Origin of the sequence: Victivallis lenta (assembly GCF_009695545.1) — a bacterium.
Taxonomy (GTDB): domain Bacteria; phylum Verrucomicrobiota; class Lentisphaeria; order Victivallales; family Victivallaceae; genus Victivallis; species Victivallis lenta.
This window is the reverse complement of sequence record NZ_VUNS01000004.1, coordinates 138,320-156,511: the sequence shown is the minus strand read 5'-3', so window position 1 is coordinate 156,511 and position 18,192 is coordinate 138,320. Positions and strand designations below refer to the sequence as shown.

The following is an 18,192-nucleotide window of genomic DNA, read 5'->3' as shown; positions in this document are numbered from 1 at the left end:
GGATGTTCAAGACCCTGCGTGACTTCTGGGACCGGGTCAGCACCCGGCGCAAGCTTCAGCGCAAGGGACTGGTCGTCTCGCGCCGCAGATTCGATTCGGAGAAGCTGCTCGGCGCGCTGGAGGGTTCTCCCGCGCCCGGCATTTTCATGCTGGTCATGATCTGGACGGTCTCCGCCGTGGTGCTGACCATTTCCGCGCAGCAGCATATCGAGGGCGTGCTGAATCTCGTCGTCGGCCAGCAGGCGCCGCGCACGATTATCGCGACGCTGGATTTTTCGTATCAGGACGCCGAGGGGACCGAGCTGGAGGTCCGGCAGGCGATGGAGAAGATTCCGCTCTATTTCCGGATCGACGCGAAGAGCAACAACACGATCCGGCGCAATTTCAGCACGCTGTTCGAAGCGGTCGGGCGGCGGCTGGCGGATGAGAAGGCGGGGAAGAAGTTCATCCCCGCCGCCGGCAGTCTGCCGGATCAGCTGGCGGCCGAGGCATCGCCGCAGCTGGTGACCGCGCTCGGGGATTTCATGCGCTCCCCGAACGACTACAAGGAGTTCAACACGCACCTGAGCCGGATTCTGGCCCGCGGCATTCTGAACCGGAGCCGCCGGGATGCGCTGAAGGTGAGCCAGACGCTGCGGGTCATCGACCAGGAGCAGCGCAAGTGGCCCGCGAAGAACGTGACCGAGCAGGACGACCCGCATGCGGTGGCCGACAAGCTCGCCGCCGAAATCCTGCATACTTACGGCGGCGGCGCCCGGGAACAGCTCGATGCGGCGCTGGTGAAGATGCTGCTCGCGCTGATCGGCGAAGAGGGCAATCTCGTTGCCGACGAGAAACTTTATCAGGAGGAGCGGCGGCTCGCCGCCGACGAGGTCAAACCGGTGATGGTGGCCGTTTCGAAGGGGGATCTCCTGGTGCGGCGCGATCAGGAGGTCACGCCGGAGGTCAGCGTCAAGCTCAAGGCGTACGAGGCTGCCGACCGCGACAACATGAAGGTCGACAAGGAGATCGCCGCACTGATCCACAATGCGCTCTGGAGTCTGGTGCTGGTCATTTTCGCCGCGTTCTATCTGTATCACCTGCACCCGGAGGTGGTCCGGGTGAACAAGCGGGTCATGCTGCTCGGGCTGGTGGTGATTCTTTCGATGCTGGCGAATTTCGTCGGGTTCCACTTCTTCAATTCGCTGGCGAGCCGGTCGATCGACCTGCCGAACGAACTGGTCGCCGAGGCGATTCCGATCGCGCTCGGCGCGGTTCTGCTGGCGGTGACCATGGGATATCGCGTCGCGCTGTGCGCGGGGTTCTTCATCGCGTCGATCGCGGCGATGATGCTGCTGCCGGAGCGTTCCTTCGATCTCGCGGTCAAGGGAATGGTGATCTGTTCGCTGGCGGCGCTGGCGGTGCGGTCGGCGACGAATTACCGGTCGTATTTCATCCGGATTCTGCTGTCGGTGTTCCCGCTGGTCTGGGTGTTGAATTTGAACCTGCTGAACTACCATTCGCCGAATTTCATCATGCTGCTCGGGCAGTCGGCGGTGATCGCATTTGCGAATGCGGCGGCGACGGCGATTCTGGCGCTGATCCTGATTTTCACATTCGAGATCGTCCTCAACGTCAGCACGAACATGTCGCTGATGGTGCTCTGCGATTACAACCACCCGCTGCTTGAACGGCTGAAGCGCGAGGCTCCCGGGACCTTCTTCCACAGCCTCATGGTCGCCACGCTGGTCGAGGACGCGGCGCGGGCGATCGGGGCGAATCCGCTGAAGGCGAAGGCCGGCGCGCTCTTTCACGATATCGGCAAGCTGTCGATGCCGCAATACTTCACCGAGAACAATCTCGACAGCGCGAACCAGCATCTCGACCTGAATCCGCAGATGAGCAGCATCATCATCCGCGACCATGTGAAAGAGGGGCTGGCGCTGGCCCGGCAGTATCGGATGTGCCGCACCGTGCGCGACGCGATCCGGCAGCACCACGGCAACGACCTGGTGAAATTCTTCTACAACAAGGCGCTCGAGGAGCAGAAGGGGGGCAACAGTGCTCCGGTGCTCGAGTCGCAGTTCCGTTATGACGGGATTCCGCCGCAGGACAAGGAGATGGCGATCATCAGCCTTGCGGATGCGTGCGAAGCGGCCTGCCGGTCGCTTGACAAGCCGTCCGCCTCCAAGATCGAGGCGGTGGTCGACGACATTTTCCGCGGTCGCTTTGAGGGCAGGCAGCTGAACAATGCGAACATCACGCTTGCCGAGCTGGACAAGGTGCGGCAGAGCTTCATCAACACGCTCGTCAGCATGAAGCACGGGCGGATCGCCTATCATCAGGAGAGAAAACGTGATCACAACGAACAGCGCATGGGAGGTTCGCCGCCTTCCCCGTCCCCGGAAAAAGCTTCTAGACCGGCTCGTTGAACGGGCGGCGGCGCTCGCCGGGCTCCCGGCCGATTTCGACTGGGAGCTGGATGTCCGCTTTGTCGGCGACCGCGCCATGGCGCGGGCGAACGCCGAATTCGTCGGGCATGAAGGGACGACCGACGTGATCACCTTCAGTTACTTCGACGATCCGGACTCGCTGTTTCCGGGTGAGGCGGCGGTCGAGCTGATCATCTGCATCGACGCCGCGCTGCGCGAGGGTGCGGCGCGGGAGGATTCGAGCTATTCGCGCGAAATGGTGCTCTATCTTGTGCACGGGCTGCTGCACAGCGCGGGAGAGGACGATCTCTCGCCGGGTCCGCGGCGCCGCATGCGCCGCCGCGAGCGCGAGGTGCTGGCCGGGCTCGAGAAGGAGTTCGACTTCGCGGCGGTTTTCCCGGGAGCCTGACCGGAAGCGGGGAGGGCGATTTCATCCGGCAATGTTCCGAGCCGGGGCGATGTTCCGGCCCTGCGGGGGCGCATGCTTGAGAAGTACGACTTTGCCCGGAGATGCTGCGAACGGCGGGAGATCACCGGTCCGATCGTCGTTTCTCCGGAAGAACCGTTCTTCTTCGGACGAATCGTTGTAAAGTGACCGGAGAAAACGGGTGTTCCCCCTTTTTTCGCCGGGAACTGGAATTCTCCGGATGGCCGGGATATATTCCGGTAACAGGGCTTCAATATTTCAACGAATGGGGGACTATGCCATGAAAATGCTGTTCAGGCAGCGCCTGTTTTCCTGGCTCGACAGTTATGATGTCTACGGCGAGGACGGCTCCGTGCTTTTCGTCGTCAAGGGGGCCCTGGGCTGGAAGCACTGCCTGAAAATCTTCACTCCGGACGGGCGGGAGGCCGGTATGGTCCGGGAGCGCTGGACGTGGTGGAAGCCCCGGTTCGACCTGACTGCCGGCGGCCGGGCGGCCGGCTGCATCACGAAGGAGATCACCTTTCTCCGCCCGCGTTTCACACTCGATTTCCGTCACTGGGAGATTACCGGCGACTGGCTCGGGTGGAACTGCCGCATCATGGACGGCAGCGCTTGCGTTGCCGTCATCACGAAGCGGCTGTGGAAACTGACCGACACCTGGAGATCGATGTCGTCAACCCGGATGACGTGCCGGGAACGCTGATGGGCGTCCTCGCCATCAACGCGGTCAAGTGTTCGCAGCGGCAGTGACGTCCCGGTTCCGGCACCGTTTTTTCTCCGCCAGTTCCGCGAAACGTTCGCAGCAGAGCATTGCATTGCCGAGGAAGGCGCGGATCGCTTCGGGTGTCTGCTCCTGCCGCCCCTTGTCGAAATACGGGGTGTTGCGCATGGCCAGTTCAAAGCTCAATTCGCGCGGATAGGGGGAAGCTGCGAGAATTTCCGCCAGCCGTTCCCAGTCCACCGTCCCGTAAAACGGCGGCTGATGGAGGTCGCTGCTGCCGTCGTTGTCGTGCAGATGCAGCGCGGTGAGCCGTTCCCGGGCCGCATTGAGAAGCTCAAGCTGCCTGAGGCAGTCGGAGTTTCCGTGGCCGGAGTCGTAGGTGATGCCGACCCGTTCGGGCGGATAGGCGTCGAGCAGCGCGTTCAGGAGCTTCCAGTCGTCCCCCCACATATTTTCGAGGGCGAGCGGGACCTGGGCCCGTTCGAGTTCAGGCATCAGTTCGTCGAGCGAGCGGCGCAGCGCGTCGAATTGCAGGAGAACGCGTTGGCGCGCCGCTTCGTCCTGGCCGCATTGAAAGCACGGCACATGCATCATGACCGCCCCGGTGCCGCCGAGCGCCGTGAACATGCCGACACGGTTGGCGACGAGCTCGACGCCGGCCCGGCGCTGGTACTCGACCGTCGAAAACCAGCACTTTTCAACGCCGGCGCTGCCGTGGATGTCGAGCAGCGTCAGCCCGAGTCCGCGGAGCAGGCGGCCGATGGCGTCGATTTCGGCCTTCCCGTAAAGGAAGTCGGTGCACCACTGATGGCACCAGTGGACGTGGGTGAAACCCGCCTCGGCGAGATACCGCAGCGGCATCTCCGGTGAGCCGGTTCCGGAATAGTAATCCGTGTTGAGCGCGATTTTCATGACTGGCAGCCCTCCTTTTCCGTCTACTATACCGGGGGATCGGCCGTTTTCAAGGGCGGGGCGCCGGTAAACGGATGTCGCTTTGTTACGACATGGACGCGACAAAACGTCCGTTGACGGCGGCCGGAACCGGGATTTTGCGGATATGCATTTGTCAGTCGGTGTAGAGGGCACGCATCCGGGCGAGATCCACGCCGAGACGGCGGACCAGAAAGCTGTGAACGCCGCCGAACTCCCGCCCGATCACCTCGAAGGCCGCTTCCAGATACTCGCGGCGCACCGTGAATACGGGACCGTAGCGGGAGTCCGCTTCTACGGCGCTGCGGTATTTCGCCTCCACAAACACGGCGGAGAGCAGATAGTCGTCGAAGATCTCTTCGCGCGAAACACCGAGGGAAGCCAGGAACAGCGCGGCGGCAAAGCCGGTACGGTCCTTGCCGGCGGAGCAGTGAAACAGCAGCGGCGCGTTGCCGGGGTTGGAAAGCAGCCGGAAGAATTCCCAGTACATCTCCTGCGCCGTCCGCGCCAGGGCGCGGTAGAGCTCGCACATGAGCGCCGGCCCGCTCTCGCAGGTCAGGTCCGCCAGCGCAAGGATGCTGCCGGGCTCGATCGGCAGGCGGATCTGCCGGGTTACGGTGGCGGGGAGCCGGTTCGGGGCGAGTTCGACCTCTTCGCCGCCGCGAAAATCAACGACGGTACGGATTCCGCATTCCGCCAGCGCTGCCAGTCCGTCGGGAGCGAGTCCGCTCAGGTCATCCGAACGGAAAACCAGATTCCGCCTGACCCGGCGGCCGTCCTCCGTCTCAAAACCGCCGAGATCGCGAACATTGAATGCTCCCTCCGCCGGAATGCAGCGCCCTGCCGCCTCGGGGCGGACGCTGCGGACCATATTCAGAACCGAAACCGCATCCGACATTCCATCCTCCTGATTACTCATGAAGAGAACCTAACATCGAAACCGACGTTTGTCAAATCCGAACACTTGCAAATGCCGAAATAAAGCGGCCGGGGCGGTCAGGAGACGGAAAACGTTTCGGACCTGAAGTTGCTGTAATACCTGCCGTCGCCGGCGGTAAAACGCAGCACGCAATAATCCGGATCGGTGACGCCCGCCGGATAGTATTGCTCGTCTCCATCCCGCCAGACGAGTTCGCGGCTTTCTGCATCGGTCAGGATTTCCATCCGGCCTCGCAGCATGACGCCGCGGAAAAAGCGGCGGTCGCAGAAATAGACGCCCGCTTTCGGCTCCGCCCGGAACTGCGCGACGCGGAGCGACGAAAGATTCGTCGTGAAATAGAGCTCGCGGATGCCGTTTCTGTGACGCGGCGCGTACATCGCCTTCACATTCGGGAACCCGTCCCCATCGACCGACCCGACCATCGCAATGCCGCAACGGTCGATCAGATTGCCGATTGTGTTCTCCGGATTGCGCATCATCGTTCCGCTCCGTTCCTGAATGCGTTTTCGAACTTGTCCGGAATCGAACAGAGAGTCCCGGCTTCCCGTCCGCCGAGCCGCATGAAAGAAACATGGTGACAGGCGGCAAAAAACGGGCTGATCGCGCCCCGGAGCCAGCTGTCCGGCCGCCGCGCCAGAACAAAAATCAGGATCGGGGCCAGCTGCGTGACATACCGGAGAACGGTATCTTCCTTCCGCGCCGGCGTTCTGGCCTGTACCGGATAACGCTCTTCCTGTTCGGTAAATTCCGGACGTTTCATCGTCCCCCCTTTCGTATTAAAGCATCGACTGCGCGTCGACGTCCACATAGACGTCGATCCCTTTCGGAATCGGGCGGTGCAGCGCGAGAATGCGCAGAGCCTGCTTCATGAGCTTCAGCTTGCGTCCGCGGATCACGAGCATGTAGCGGAACTTCCCCTTGATCCGTTCGATCGGCGCCGGAGACGGCCCGGCCACCTTGATTTCGTCGTGAATGTACGCCTGGATTCCGTTCGTGAACTCCGTGGCGTAGGCGACGAGCTTCGATTCGTCCTCGCCGCGGAAGAACACCGTGATCAGGTGCGTATACGGCGGATAATCGAGCAGTTCCCGGAATTCGAGGTCGAATTTCGAGAAGCCGTCGTAATCCTGGTTCGCCGCGTAGAGGATCGTCTCGTTCTCGGGATTGTGGGTCTGGATGATGACTTCGCCGCGGATGTCGCCGCGCCCGGCGCGGCCGGCGACCTGCGTGATCAGCTGGAACGTCCGCTCGCTGGCCCGGAAGTCCGGCATGGTGAGCCCGAGGTCCGCATTGATGATGCCGACCAGCGTGACGTTTGGAAAGTGCAGCCCCTTCGCGATCATCTGGGTCCCGATCAGGATATCGAGCTCGCCGCGCCGGAACCGCTCGAGAACCACCTCGTAGTCGTCCGCGCCGCGCATCGTGTCGGAATCCATGCGGGCGATCCGGGCCGGGTGGAACACGGCGCCCGCGACCGCCTCGATCTTCTCGGTGCCGAGTCCGGCGTAGCGGATCTTCGGCGAACCGCACTCCGGGCAGGCCGCGTAGGCGGGAATCACGCCGCCGCACAGGTGGCAGCTCAGGACCTCATGCAGCTTCGAATAGGTGTAGGTCACCGAACAATCCGGACAGCGCGCCTCGAAGCCGCACTCCTCGCAGATCATGACCCGCGCATAGCCGCGCCGGTTCAGGAAGAGGATGCTCTGCTCGCCGCGGTTCATCCGGTCCCGCACCGCCTCGACCAGCATCGGGGAGAAAAACGTGCTTTTGCCCGGCTCCGGCGGCCCGTCCCGCCGCTGGTCGACGATGCGGATATGCGGCGGCAGCTTGTTGTCCACCTGCGCCGCCATGCGGGCCAGCAGAAATTTGCCGGTCTCGGCGTTGTATGCGCTCTCGGCGGACGGAGTCGCGGAGCCGAGGATCACGGCCGCTCCCTCGAACTTGCCGCGCATGACCGCCACGTCCCGCGCCGAGTAGCGAGGCGCCTCCGACTGCTTGTAGCTCGACTCGTGCTCCTCGTCGACGATGATGAGCCCGAGGTTCCGGAACGGCGCGAAGAGCGCCGACCGCGCCCCTACCGCGATCTTCACCTCGCCGTCGTTGATCCGGTTCCACTCGTCGAACCGTTCCCCGTCCGACAGGCGGCTGTGCAGGATGCTGAGTTCGTCGCCGAACCGGGCCCGGAAGCGGCGCACGGTCTGCGGCGTCAGCGAAATCTCCGGCACCAGCACGATCGCGGACTTCCCGAGTGCAAGCGCCATCGCGATGGCCTGAAGGTACACCTCGGTTTTGCCGGAGTTGGTCACGCCGAGCAGCAGCAGGACGTGGCTCGGCGTTTCGCCGCGCAGCATTTTGGCGATGAGTTCGAGCGCCTTCTTCTGATCCTTCGACGGTTCGAGCGGTTTGCTCGGAATGACCTTGCTGTCGCCGAAGACATCGCGCCGGACCAGCTCCTCGATTGTTCCGACCATTCCCTTGCGGACCAGCGTCTGCAGTGACGAGTTCGAAAACGCCGGCACCGACGCCTTCAGCGATTCGATCGGCTGCGCGCCGTCGGAGAGCAGTACTTTCAGCAGATCGACCCGCAGCGCGGCGGCGGGCTTCTGCGCGTTGACCGCGACATAGGCCGAAGCCGCCTCGCGGTCGGCGATGCGGTAAAGCTTGCGTTTTTTCGGTTTGACCTTGCCGCTCCGCACGGCGGCGGGCAGCAGCGTCCGGATCGCCTGCTCCTGCGTGCAGCAGTAGTAATCGGCCATCCAGCGGCCGAGCGCCACCAGGTGCTCCGGCACATGGGCGCGGTCGCCGCAGATGCCGAGGATCGGCTTGACCGTCCCGGCGAAGCTGCTTGTTTCGGCGAGGCTCAGAACATACCCCTCGCGCCGCGATTTGCCGAACGGCACACTGACCATTGTGCCGACCTTGACGCGCTCCGCCAGCTCCTCCGGAATCTCATAGTCGAACTCCTTGTCGAGGGCAAGGTCGACGATCACCTTTGCAACAGCCATGCGTATCCTTTCATCCATCACGCCGGATAATATACCGGGGGACACAGCCGAATGCAATACGCCGCCCGGCAAAAAAAAGCCGTTCCCCGGAGGAAACGGCTTTTTTCCGGCAAATGCCCGAAGCGTTACTTCACTGCGTTCGCGGAGATGTTGATCGAGCGGGAGTAGAAAATGAATCCGCCGACCGAATACTGCGACGCGAGGTCGAGCGTCTGGCTCGCCTTGAGTTCCTTGCTCTTCGCGGTGATGACCGGAATCATCGAGTCGACGTTCACGGTGTCCTGCAGCACGGCGATGCTGCCGACTGCATCGGTCGAACCGGTCAGGAGCGGAATCGAGAAGAGGTAGATGCCCCAGTTCTGGGCGTTCAGGTGCGCGACCGGCGTGCCGGAGAGCGAAATGTTCTCGCCGTTCAGGTTCGGGTTCTGGACGGCCTCAACGCTGGCGCATCCGGCGAAAAGCAGCCCGACGGCAGCGACGGAAAGAAGAAACATAATCTTTTTCATGTCAATAAATTCCTGTGTTTAAAGATGATCCGTACCGATGCCGGCTCAGTTGGCCGCATTGCCCGAAACCGTGACCGACTTCCAGTTGAAGATGAACGGAATCGGAACCGGAATGTTGAAGCTGCTGCTGCTGGAGACGAGGTCGACCGTCTTGGCGGCTTTCATCTCTTTGCTCTTGCCGGTGACCATCTTCGTCACGGCAGTGACGTTGCAGGAATCTTCGCCGAAGGTGATGGCGCCCGGGTTCTCGGTCGAACCGACGATCAGCGGAATCCACAGGAGGTAGAGGCCGCTGCTGTAGCCGGAGATGTGCGCCACGCCGTTGCCGGAGGCGGTGATTTTCTGGCCGTTGAACTTCGAGGTCCCGGCAGTCTGCAGCGAGGAGCAGCCCGCGAACAGGAGTGCCGCGCCGGTCAGGGCGAACAGAAACGCGATTTTTTTCTTCATTTCATCGATCCTTATGTTGATTATTTTGAACCGGGAAATGCGTTCGCCGGAGATTCGCACGAAACTGCGCCGAAAGCAATTTCCCCCTCTTCATTCCTGCTGGGAATTCGTTTTTTTAAATATAACATCCCCTCAAAAGAATGCAAGCCGCCTCCGGCGTAAATTTCGGAGAAACGGAGTTCTTGCTCATTTTCCCGCATTCAGATATTTCTTCAGGTATTGTCCGGTATGCGACTTTTTCACCTTCGCCACCTCCTCCGGCGTGCCGCTGGCGATGACCCGGCCGCCGTTGTCGCCGCCTTCGGGACCCATGTCGATGATATGGTCCGCCGTCTTGATCACGTCGAGGTTGTGTTCGATCACGATCACGGTGTTGCCCATGTCGCGCAGCCGGTAGAGCACCCGCAGCAGCTGGTCGATGTCCGCGAGGTGCAGCCCGGTGGTCGGCTCGTCGAGAATGTAGACCGTGTGCCCGCGCGGAATCCGCGCAAGCTCGGCAGCCAGCTTGACCCGCTGCGCCTCGCCGCCCGACAGCGTCGTGGCCGGCTGTCCGAGCGTGATGTATCCGAGCCCGACATCCTGCAGCGTCTTGAACTTGCGCGCCAGCGACGGAATCGCGCTGAAGAAGTCCACCGCCTGGTTCACGGTCATGTCGAGCACGTCGGCGATGTTTTTCTTCTTGTAGGAAACGCCGAGCGTCTCCTTGTTGAACCGCCGGCCGCCGCAGGCCGAGCATTCGACATAGACGTCGGAGAGGAACTGCATCTCGATCTTCTTGATGCCGTCCCCTTTGCACTCCTCGCAGCGGCCGCCCTTCACATTGAAGCTGAACCGGCCGGGGCCGTAGCCGCGCACCTTCGATTCCGGCAGTTCCGAAAAGAGCTTGCGGATGCCGCCGAACGCGTCGGTGTAGGTCGCCGGGTTCGAACGCGGCGTGCGCCCGATCGGGCTCTGGTCGATCACGATCGCCTTGTCCACGTGCTCGAGCCCCTCGATTGCCGTATGCTTCCCGGGGGGCAGGTCCTGAATGCCCTGCTTCGCATTCAGCGCGCGGACCAGAATGCCGTTGATGAGCGAACTTTTGCCGGAGCCGGAGACGCCGGTCACGCAGGTGAAAGTCCCGAGCGGAATTTCGACATCGGCTTTTTTGAGGTTGTTCAGCGCGGCGCCGCGGATTTTCAGCGATTTCCCGTTGCCGGGATTGCGCTTCTCCGGCAGCGCGATTTTCCGGCGCCCGGCCAGATAGTCGCCGGTCAGCGAACGCGGAAAGGACGGAATTTCGGGCGGCGTGCCGTATGCGACGAGTTCGCCGCCGCGCACGCCGGCTCCGGGGCCGAGGTCGAGCACATAGTCCGCCCGCAGGATCGTATCGAGGTCGTGTTCGACCACAAGCACGGTGTTGCCGATGTCGCGCAGCTTTTCCAGCGTGTCGAGCAGCCGGTCGTTGTCGCGCTGGTGCAGTCCGATCGACGGTTCGTCGAGAATGTACAGGACGCCGACCAGCCCGCAGCCGAGCTGGGTCGCCAGCCGGATCCGCTGCGCCTCGCCGCCCGAAAGCGTGCTCGACACCCGGTTCAGCGTCAGATAGTTCAACCCGACGTCGCTCAGAAAGGTCAGGCGGCTCCGGATCTCCTTCAGGATGTCTCCGGCGATCACCGCGTGTTCGCCTTCGAGCTTCAGACCGCAGACGAACTCCTTCGCGGCTTCGACCGAAAGCGCGTTGAATTTGTCGAGGCCGAGACCGCCGACCGTCACCGCGAGGCTGACCGGATTCAGCCGCGCGCCATGGCAGACCGGGCACTCCTGCGGACTCAGGTATTCGCTCAGCCGCTCGCGCACGGAGTCGGATTCGGTCTCTTCCATGCGGCGGCGCAGGTTGTCGAGCACGCCTTCGAACGGCTTGCTCCAGCGGTACTTTTTACCGTGCATCCGGTATTCAAATTCGAGCGGTTCGCTGCCGCTGCCGTACAGGATGGTGCGGCGCACCTTCTCCGGCAGCTTTTCGAACGGCATGGTCAGCATGTCCGGCTCCTTCAGCCACTCGGCCAGCTTGCGCAGCAGCAGATTGTAGTAGATGATCAGATGGCGCGGACCGCGTCGCCAGCCCGGAATCGCCCCGTTTTTGATCGACAGCGACGGGTCGGGCACGACCTTCGCGGGGTCCATGACCTGCTGGATGCCGAGCCCGTTGCAGTGCGGACACGCCCCGTACGGCGAATTGAATGAGAAATTGCGCGGCAGAAGTTCGCCGTAGGAGACGCCGCAGTGGACGCAGGCGAGATTTTCGCTGAACGACTCCTCGCGGAATTCGGGTTCTTCCCCCTCCGGCGCATCGAGCAGGACGGTCAATGTGCCGCTGCCGTGGCGCAGGGCGAGCTCGACCGAATCGGTCAGGCGCGACGGTTCGAGCTTTCCGGTGATCAGGCGGTCCACCACCGCTTCCACGGTATGCCGCTTCGTCTTTTCGAGCACCGGCAAATCTTCTCCGTCGAGCGGGACGATCTTCCCGTCGATGCGGGCGCGGACGAATCCTTCGTTGCGGATCGTATCGAGCACGTCGCGGTGCTCGCCCTTTTTGCCGCTGACGAACGGGGACAGGATCACCATCTTCCTTCCCGGCTTCAGGGCGAGCAGCTGCTTCGCGATCGCCTCGGCCGACTGCGACTCGAGCTTCCGCCCGCAGTGCGGACAGTGCGGAATCCCGACATGCGCATACAGCAGGCGCAGATAATCATAAATTTCGGTCACGGTGGCGACCGTCGACCGCGGCGTGCCGCCGGCCGTTCGCTGTTCGATCGCGATTGCCGGCGAGAGGCCCTCGATATGTTCGACCTTCGGCTTCTGCATCCGGTCGAGGAACTGCCGGGCGTAGGCGGAGAGGCTTTCGACGTAACGCCGCTGTCCTTCCGCATAAAGCGTGTCGAACGCGAGCGACGATTTCCCGGAGCCCGAGAGCCCGGTGACGACGACGAACTGATTGCGGGGAATCGTCACATCGACGTTTTTCAGATTATGCTGCGACGCCCCGCGTATCTGTATCTTTTCAAACATTGAACTGCAATCCTTTCTTCAATCTCATTAATATATAATGAAATCGGAAAAAATATACTCGGGTTTCGAAAAAAATACGCGAAGGCGCGATTGCCGCATGGGGCGTATCTGCCCGGCCGGGGGCAGGGCCTTCCTGTCCTGGCGCGGAGGGGGCGAAGCGCCCCGGCCGCCGGAGGCAGCCTGCGTGCGTACCGACCAGCTCACAAATCCGGTCAATCGTTGTTGACCGGAACTGCAAGGCGGCAGAGCCGCCGTCGGCACCGGCACCCTGCCGGTCTGGGGTTCGGGGGCGAAGCGCCCCGGCCGCCGGAGGCAGCCTGCGTGCGTACCGACCAGCTCACAAACCGAATCGGAGATTCGGACGGGGAGCCCGCACGGTCTGTTGCGCGGATGCGCAAAAAGACCGCGCCCCGGAAGGGGCGCGCATCCCCCTGTCTACAACCTTGACAGCTCGCATTCAAGCAATGTTTGCGGCTCCGGTCGATCGTAGTTGACCGGATTTGCAACGCGGCAGACCCTTTGACCGCTCCGCGGCGTTCGCCGCGTCGCTCACACCGTGCAAAGCACCGCAACTTTGTTGCGGATTTTTGCGCAGGGGCTTTGCCCGGGGCAGCTTGAGGCGCTGCCTCAAACTCCGCCAAGGGGCTCCGCGCCCCTTGGAACCTCGCCAGGGCCGAATGGCCCTGAACCCGGTCGCGCAAGCGCTCCCAACCGGCGTGTTGTGGCATCAAGGGTCTGCACCCTGCCGGTCAGGGTGCATGGAACGGCTGCACGGCATCCGGTTATTTCTGCCGGGCGAGCTGCAGCCGGCGCAGGGATTCCTCCCTGCCGAGAATGGTCATGATTTCGGAGGGGCCTCCCGGAGTGACGGCCAGCCCCGACACTCCGATCCGGATCGCCCACATCGGCTGGCCGATCTTCACCCCCTGCGCTTCGGCGTAACGGGTCATGACTGCATTCAGAGACTCGACGTCCCAGGCCTCAAGCGCTTCAAATTCGGGGATGAGCGCCTCCAGCGCCGCTTTTGCGGTTTCAGGCGTGGCTTTGCTTTTCTTGTTGCGGAAAAGCTCGGCGGAATAGTCCGGCTGTTCCGACAGGAACCCGATCTTCTCCGGAATATCGGTCAGCTTCTCGACTCTCTGCTGCAGGAGCGGCGCAATGAGCGGCCATTTCTCCTCAAGAGCCGTTCCCGCCAGCTTCGAAAACGGGAACGCCAGCGCGGCGAACGCCTCCGGCGAAAGCGCCTTGATGTATTCGCCGTTCATCCAGGTCAGCTTGTCGTAGTCGAACACGGCGGCGGATTTATTGAGGCCGTTCACATTGAAGATCTGTTCGAGTTCGGCGAGCGAGAAAATTTCGCGGTCGTTCTTCGGCGACCAGCCGAGCAGCGCGATATAATTGATGACCGCTGCCGGCAGATAACCTTCGGCGACGAGCCCTTCGAAGCTCACGGAACCGTGCCGCTTTGACAGCTTCGAGACATTTCCCTCCGCGTCGCGGCCCATGATGAGCGGCAGGTGCACATATTCCGGAACCTCCCAGCCGAAGGCCCGGTAGAGCAGATTATACTTCGGCGTGCTCGAAAGATACTCGCAGCCACGCACGACGTGGGTGATGCCCATGGTGTGGTCGTCGATCACATTTGCGAAGTTATAGGTCGGCATGCCGTCCCGCTTGATCAGGATCTGGTCGTCGAGAACCTTGTTCTCGATGGTGATTTCGCCGTAAACAGCGTCGTGATAGGTTGAAACGCCGTCCTTGTCGATCTTCTGCCGGATCACATACGGTTTCCCGGCGGCCAGGTTCGCGGCGACGGTCTCCGGGTCGAGATTCCGGCAGCGGCCGTCATAGCCGGAGACGGCCGGGTCGCCCTCCGGGGCGGGATCGGCGGCCTCCTGCTTGTCGCAGAAGCAGTAATAGGCGGCGCCCTTTTTCACGAGCTCCTCGGCATAGGGGAGATAGAGTTTCTTGCGTTCACTCTGGATATACGGTCCGAAATCGCCGCCGACGTCAGGCCCTTCGTCATGGGTGATCCCGGCGGATTCGAGCGTCTTGTAGATCACATCGACCGCTCCCTCCACATAGCGTGCCTGATCGGTATCTTCGATGCGGAGGATGAATTTTCCGTTCTGCGAACGCGCGAGCAGAAACGCATAGAGCGCGGTCCGAAGGTTGCCGACATGCATGAATCCGGTCGGACTCGGAGCAAATCTGGTTCTGACTGTTTTACCGGGCATTTTCATTTACTCTGGGTTGCTGCGGAACCGTGGCCGTCCGCATGGTTAACTGCCGATACGATCTGATTAATGTACAGCGAAATCGCCCGGATTACAACTCCGGCCCTCTCTCAAACCGCTTTTCTCCCGGTAAAAAACAGATTTTTTTTGCAATCCGGTTTGACATTTCTCCCGGGCCGGTTATATTAAATGATGTCTCAAGGGCATGTCTCCATCGTCTAGTGGCCTAGGACACCGGGTTCTCATCCCGGCAACATGGGTTCGACTCCCATTGGAGATGCCATTCCTGTCCTTTGGCTGTCAAATAGTTACATTTGCCGATGATGATAACGCTGATTTCCTTGCCGGCTCTCAAATTCCTGTCTTCTATATGTAATCCTGTATGTAACATTCTTCTTCCTCATGAGAAAAAGAATTCCCGGAGTTGATACCGGGGGCGGTGTTTTATCGCCGGTAGGGGCGGCGGCCGGGGCGGAGCCGCGCAAAGAAGCGGCGTGACCGGACGGAAAACTCCCGCAGCGCGCCCGTCAGATATCGGGGCGGAAGCCGTTGTCGCGCAGCGCCTCGGGAGACCAGCCGAGACGGCGCTTGAAGGTCCGGTAAAAGATCGAGTATTCGGAGAAGCCGCAGCGCGCGGCGATCTCCTTTGCGGTCAGCCGGGTCTGCAGGAGCAGGTCGACCGCCATCCGGAGACGGATTCGCGTGACGTAGTCGTGGAGTGTGCTGCCGGTCTGTTCGCGGAAGGTGCGCGACAGATGTTCGCGGGAGATGCGGAACCGCCTGGCAAGCGACTCCGCATCGAGCCGTTCGGCGGTTTCGGCGGCGATGACGGTCTGCACGTCGCGGATCAGAGAGCTGCGCGGCGATTCGCGCAGCTCGCTCTCTTTCGAAGCGCACAGCATGCCGATCGCATCGAGCGCGAGCGTCCCGGCTTCGAGCGGGGAAAGCACCTGGATTTCGTTCTGGTAATTCTTGAACGACATGAGTTTCGCAACCAGCGGGGAATTCAGCGGCACGTCGAAGAGATAGCCGTATTTGCGGTTGATTTCCGCAATCAGCGTCTTCACATAGTCGCCGTCGAAAGCCATCCAGAGAAAGTTCCACACTTCGGTTCCGTCCGACGGATAGTAATAGCAGACGTCGCGGTCGCCGTGGTTGTGCAGGAACGCCCGGCCCGGCGTCAGCGGGTGATCGACTCCGGCGATGCGGATGCCGCCGCGGCCGCCGAGCGTGATCGAAAGCTGCCCGCCGGAATCACCGCGCAGCCGGCCGTCCAGCCGGTAAAGGGGCGAAGAGCGCTCTTCCTCGACGACGATGTCGGGCAGCGGCAGCGTGGCGAACGGCCGGTGCACTTCAAACTGCACCTGCCATTTGCGCACTTTCGCGTAATCGTTCATCTCCGGCATTGGTCCGCATCTCCGTTTCCGTTATATAGTACCCTCTTCCGGCATTTTTTCAAGCAGAACTCACAAAAGGTTTTTGAATATCACAAAATGCAATCACATGGCGACTTGTTTTTTGCGGAAAAAACGGCTATACTTATAGCAAAGTCGAATCCCTTAACAGAAATCAAGGAGTTTGCGATGAGCAAGATCAATGTCACAATCTGGAATGAATTCCGTCACGAAAAGCAGAATGAAGGAATCAAGGCGATTTACCCCGAAGGGCTTCATGCCGCCATCGCCAGGGGCATCGCGGCCGATGACCTCAACATCCGGCTCGCCTCGCTCGACGAACCGGAGCACGGCCTCACCGACGAAGTCATTCAGTCCACCGACGTGCTGATCTGGTGGGGCCATTGCGCCCACGCCGAGGTGCGCGACGACATCGTGGCGAAAGTCCTGAAACGCATTCACGAGGGGATGGGCCTCATCGTGCTGCATTCGGGCCATTTCTCGAAGATTTTCAAGGCGGTCACCGGCTGCTCCGGCTCGCTCAAGTGGCGTGAGGCCGGCGAGAAGGAGCGTCTCTGGAACATCGCGCCGTGGCACCCGATCACGCAGGGAATCGGCGAATACTTCGAGCTGGCGCACGAGGAGATGTACGGCGAGCGCTTCGACATTCCGCGCGATGCCGAGATCATCTTCCTCTCCTGGTTCGAGGGCGGCAACGTCATGCGCAGCGGCTTCACGCTCGAACGCGGCTACGGCAAGGTTTTCTACTTCCAGCCCGGCCATGAATCGTACCCGAATTTCTATGACGAAAACGTCCTCAGGGTCATCGGCAACGCGGTCCGCTGGGCGAAGCCGGTCTTCTTCCGCGAAATGTGCGCGCCCTGTTATCCGGCCCTCGAGGAGATCCGCTCGGTTGATACCGCGCCGAAGGCGGCCGTTCTGCAGAACGCCGACGGAACCAACAAGTAATCCGGACAGAAGAAAGACTATCGTATGGCAAAGCTGAAAGCAGGCGTTATCGGTCTCGGCATGGGGTGGGGGCATCTCGCCGGCTACATGGAACACCCCGATGTCGAGGTCGTCGCCGTCGCCGACCGCATCGAGGCGAAGCGGGAAAACGCGAAGAAGGAGTTCAATCTCCCGAAAGTCTATGCCGAGGGCATCGACATGATCCGGAACGAAAAGCTCGACATCCTGTCGGTCGCCGTACCGAACAACCAGCACAGGGAACTGACCATCGCCGGGCTCGAAGCCGGGGCGAACGTCCTCTGCGAAAAGCCGATGGCGATGAATACCGCCGAGGCGCAGGAGATGCTCGACACGGCCGCACGGCTCGGCCTGAAGCTCGGCATCGACTTCAGTTACCGCTTCAACCCGCAGTCCCGCGCCATGAAGGATCTGGTCGATGCGGGCCGTCTCGGCGAGATCTACTATGGACGCAGCGTCTGGCTGCGCCGTCGCGGCGTGCCGGGCCTCGGCTCCGGTTTCAACACCAAGGGCGGCGGCGCCGGAAGCTGGTTTTTCGACAAGAGCCAGTCGGGCGGCGGCCCGCTGATCGACCTCGGCGTGCATCGGCTCGACCTTGCGCTCTGGCTCATGGGCTACCCCGAACCGGCCTGGGTCATGGGCAGCACCTACTGCAAGATCGCCGGAAAGCTCGCGGCTGAACGCGGACTCGACTACACGGTCGAAGACCTCGCCTGCGCGATGATCAAGTTCAAGAACGGCGCCACGCTCGAACTCGACGCGGCCTGGGCTTCGAACATCAAAGAGAACGAACAGATGTCGACCCGCATTCTCGGCGACAAGGGCGGGCTCTACCAGTATAACCTGAATGAAGGCTATACCTGGGATGCCGAATATTATCAGGATATGGAAGGCAGGCAGTTCGACAGCAAACTCCATTCGTCGCCGGAAGTCCGCAACGCATTCTGGCTTTTCGCCGACGCAGTGCGGGACGACACTCCGTTCCTCGTCCAGCCAGAGGAAGGCGTGGTCGTCATGCGTCTGCTCGACGCGATCTACGAGTCGGCCCGGACCGGCGAGCCGGTCAAGTTCTGACGGCAAACGCAGGGGGAACGCCGGGCGGAGCCAGAGGCAGAACCTCAAGTCGGCCCGCGCGA

The 18,192-nt window shown here is 61.8% G+C and carries 15 protein-coding genes and 1 tRNA gene; 6 read left to right on the top strand and 10 right to left on the bottom strand.

Going from position 1 to position 18,192, the window contains the following annotated elements:
- The first annotated feature begins 2 nt into the window (after positions 1–2).
- From FYJ85_RS05810 to FYJ85_RS05800, 3 genes are all read left to right on the top strand, one after another.
- A complete protein-coding gene (locus FYJ85_RS05810; RefSeq protein ID WP_106054511.1) occupies positions 3–2,411 on the top strand; it encodes an HD family phosphohydrolase in 2,409 nt (802 codons plus the stop codon).
- Positions 2,335–2,820, top strand: coding sequence for an rRNA maturation RNase YbeY (ybeY, locus tag FYJ85_RS05805; protein WP_154417256.1), 486 nt, complete (start codon positions 2,335–2,337; stop codon positions 2,818–2,820). Before FYJ85_RS05810 ends, ybeY begins: the two co-directional genes overlap by 77 nt.
- Before the next feature lie 298 nt (positions 2,821–3,118).
- Positions 3,119–3,541, top strand: a complete 423-nt coding sequence (locus FYJ85_RS05800) for an LURP-one-related/scramblase family protein (protein ID WP_154417255.1) — start codon at positions 3,119–3,121, stop codon at positions 3,539–3,541.
- A 24-nt stretch (positions 3,542–3,565) separates the two neighbouring features.
- On the opposite strand, the gene FYJ85_RS05795 is transcribed toward FYJ85_RS05800, so the two are convergent.
- The 9 genes from FYJ85_RS05795 to gltX form a co-directional block, all read right to left on the bottom strand.
- On the bottom strand, positions 3,566–4,471 hold the full coding sequence (locus FYJ85_RS05795) for a sugar phosphate isomerase/epimerase family protein (RefSeq protein ID WP_154417254.1): 906 nt from the start codon (positions 4,469–4,471) through the stop codon (positions 3,566–3,568).
- Positions 4,472–4,625: 154 nt separating this feature from the next.
- Entirely contained in the window at positions 4,626–5,387 is a 762-nt protein-coding gene (locus FYJ85_RS05790) for a tyrosine-protein phosphatase (RefSeq protein WP_158704173.1), read from the bottom strand.
- A 98-nt stretch (positions 5,388–5,485) separates the two neighbouring features.
- Entirely contained in the window at positions 5,486–5,905 is a 420-nt protein-coding gene (locus FYJ85_RS05785) for a pyridoxamine 5'-phosphate oxidase family protein (protein WP_154417366.1), read from the bottom strand.
- Positions 5,905–6,189 carry a hypothetical protein gene (locus FYJ85_RS05780; protein WP_154417253.1) on the bottom strand — a complete coding sequence of 95 codons (285 nt, stop codon included), beginning with the start codon at positions 6,187–6,189 and terminating at the stop codon, positions 5,905–5,907. The genes FYJ85_RS05785 and FYJ85_RS05780 overlap by 1 nt, the downstream gene beginning before the upstream one ends.
- Before the next feature lie 16 nt (positions 6,190–6,205).
- Positions 6,206–8,434 (bottom strand): replication restart helicase PriA, encoded by a 2,229-nt coding sequence (gene priA / locus FYJ85_RS05775; RefSeq protein ID WP_158704174.1) that lies wholly within the window; start codon positions 8,432–8,434, stop codon positions 6,206–6,208.
- 125 nt (positions 8,435–8,559) lie between these two features.
- Complete coding sequence (locus FYJ85_RS05770; protein ID WP_106054519.1) at positions 8,560–8,940, bottom strand: hypothetical protein; 381 nt, start codon at positions 8,938–8,940, stop codon at positions 8,560–8,562.
- A gap of 45 nt (positions 8,941–8,985) precedes the next feature.
- Positions 8,986–9,387, bottom strand: a complete 402-nt coding sequence (locus tag FYJ85_RS05765; RefSeq protein WP_106054520.1) for a hypothetical protein — start codon at positions 9,385–9,387, stop codon at positions 8,986–8,988.
- A 186-nt stretch (positions 9,388–9,573) separates the two neighbouring features.
- On the bottom strand, positions 9,574–12,438 hold the full coding sequence (gene uvrA, locus FYJ85_RS05760; protein WP_106054522.1) for an excinuclease ABC subunit UvrA: 2,865 nt from the start codon (positions 12,436–12,438) through the stop codon (positions 9,574–9,576).
- 782 nt (positions 12,439–13,220) lie between these two features.
- Positions 13,221–14,675 (bottom strand): glutamate--tRNA ligase, encoded by a 1,455-nt coding sequence (gene gltX / locus FYJ85_RS05755; protein WP_106055767.1) that lies wholly within the window; start codon positions 14,673–14,675, stop codon positions 13,221–13,223.
- 207 nt (positions 14,676–14,882) lie between these two features.
- Here gltX and FYJ85_RS05750 point away from each other — a divergent pair.
- Positions 14,883–14,958, top strand: a tRNA-Glu gene (locus FYJ85_RS05750).
- Positions 14,959–15,202: 244 nt separating this feature from the next.
- On the opposite strand, the gene FYJ85_RS05745 is transcribed toward FYJ85_RS05750, so the two are convergent.
- The gene (locus tag FYJ85_RS05745; protein ID WP_154417252.1) at positions 15,203–16,081 is read right to left on the bottom strand and encodes an AraC family transcriptional regulator; all 879 of its coding nucleotides are present in this window, start codon (positions 16,079–16,081) and stop codon (positions 15,203–15,205) included.
- A gap of 177 nt (positions 16,082–16,258) precedes the next feature.
- Here FYJ85_RS05745 and FYJ85_RS05740 point away from each other — a divergent pair, with 177 nt between their 5' ends.
- Complete coding sequence (locus tag FYJ85_RS05740; protein WP_106054524.1) at positions 16,259–17,038, top strand: ThuA domain-containing protein; 780 nt, start codon at positions 16,259–16,261, stop codon at positions 17,036–17,038.
- 24 nt (positions 17,039–17,062) lie between these two features.
- Positions 17,063–18,130 carry a Gfo/Idh/MocA family protein gene (locus FYJ85_RS05735; protein ID WP_106054525.1) on the top strand — a complete coding sequence of 356 codons (1,068 nt, stop codon included), beginning with the start codon at positions 17,063–17,065 and terminating at the stop codon, positions 18,128–18,130.
- Positions 18,131–18,192 lie beyond the last annotated feature (62 nt).

Coding starts and splice junctions, on each gene's coding strand:
- FYJ85_RS05810 (WP_106054511.1), top strand. CDS start 3: ATGTTCAAGACCCTGCGTGACTTCTGGGACCGGGTCAGCACCCGGCGC.
- FYJ85_RS05800 (WP_154417255.1), top strand. CDS start 3,119: ATGAAAATGCTGTTCAGGCAGCGCCTGTTTTCCTGGCTCGACAGTTAT.
- FYJ85_RS05795 (WP_154417254.1), bottom strand. CDS start 4,471: ATGAAAATCGCGCTCAACACGGATTACTATTCCGGAACCGGCTCACCG.
- FYJ85_RS05790 (WP_158704173.1), bottom strand. CDS start 5,387: ATGTCGGATGCGGTTTCGGTTCTGAATATGGTCCGCAGCGTCCGCCCC.
- FYJ85_RS05785 (WP_154417366.1), bottom strand. CDS start 5,905: ATGCGCAATCCGGAGAACACAATCGGCAATCTGATCGACCGTTGCGGC.
- FYJ85_RS05780 (WP_154417253.1), bottom strand. CDS start 6,189: ATGAAACGTCCGGAATTTACCGAACAGGAAGAGCGTTATCCGGTACAG.
- priA (WP_158704174.1), bottom strand. CDS start 8,434: ATGGCTGTTGCAAAGGTGATCGTCGACCTTGCCCTCGACAAGGAGTTC.
- FYJ85_RS05770 (WP_106054519.1), bottom strand. CDS start 8,940: ATGAAAAAGATTATGTTTCTTCTTTCCGTCGCTGCCGTCGGGCTGCTT.
- FYJ85_RS05765 (WP_106054520.1), bottom strand. CDS start 9,387: ATGAAGAAAAAAATCGCGTTTCTGTTCGCCCTGACCGGCGCGGCACTC.
- uvrA (WP_106054522.1), bottom strand. CDS start 12,438: ATGTTTGAAAAGATACAGATACGCGGGGCGTCGCAGCATAATCTGAAA.
- gltX (WP_106055767.1), bottom strand. CDS start 14,675: ATGCCCGGTAAAACAGTCAGAACCAGATTTGCTCCGAGTCCGACCGGA.
- FYJ85_RS05745 (WP_154417252.1), bottom strand. CDS start 16,081: ATGCCGGAGATGAACGATTACGCGAAAGTGCGCAAATGGCAGGTGCAG.
- FYJ85_RS05740 (WP_106054524.1), top strand. CDS start 16,259: ATGAGCAAGATCAATGTCACAATCTGGAATGAATTCCGTCACGAAAAG.
- FYJ85_RS05735 (WP_106054525.1), top strand. CDS start 17,063: ATGGCAAAGCTGAAAGCAGGCGTTATCGGTCTCGGCATGGGGTGGGGG.